2 protein-coding genes are annotated in these 622 nt (G+C 27.2%); both read right to left on the reverse strand.

Translation table 11 applies throughout. The features are described from left to right. Positions 1-261, reverse strand: a 261-nt coding sequence (locus AMN80_RS02135) for a DsbA family protein (RefSeq protein WP_218836272.1), incomplete at its 3' end; no start/stop codon positions are given. Positions 262-277: 16 nt separating this feature from the next. Next, entirely contained in the window at positions 278-499 is a 222-nt protein-coding gene (locus tag AMN80_RS02140; RefSeq protein WP_075520364.1) for a DUF2798 domain-containing protein, read from the reverse strand. Positions 500-622 lie beyond the last annotated feature (123 nt).

The raw sequence follows: 622 nt of genomic DNA on the forward strand, positions 1-622 counted from the left end.
CTTAATGGGTAAGGCACAGGAGTTTTTGCAAAAAAAACCATATCCTTTAGCTCTTCTCTCTATATCTCTCCACATATAATCAACTTTATTCTGTTTATCTTTTGGAAAAGGTATGTTGTTCATTTCTTTCATTATTGCTCTCACACTAAATGGAACCCAATTAAATTTTACATTAAATTTCTTTTCAATATCTAATATTCTAGTAACTGTTAGATAAGTATAAGTGCTTCCAATTGAAAAATAAAAATCAACTTTATTCATTACTTATATTAACCTATTATTTTGTGATTTTATCTACAATTTTTTTAACTATAGGAGCAACAATTGAGGTTGCTATCATTGCAACTGGAAAACTCACAGACCATGCAGTTATAAATCTTTTAAAATAATCTTTATCAAAGCCAGTATTAATATAGGTTATTAAGAGAGTCATCATGAAACTCATCCCACATCCCATTAAAACTATAAATAATAGGTTTGAGTATTTTTTTGAAAACAAAATTTAAATTTTAAATTTTAAATATTTTATTTGTTCATCGGGGTTGCACCAGTTTCAAGTGCAAAAACTTTGCCATCCTTAAATTTAAAAACAGCCATTACAGCTTCTTTATTTCCATCATTA

It is taken from the genome of Candidatus Pelagibacter communis (assembly GCF_001179985.1).
GTDB classification, from domain to species: Bacteria; Pseudomonadota; Alphaproteobacteria; order Pelagibacterales; family Pelagibacteraceae; genus Pelagibacter; species Pelagibacter ubique_J.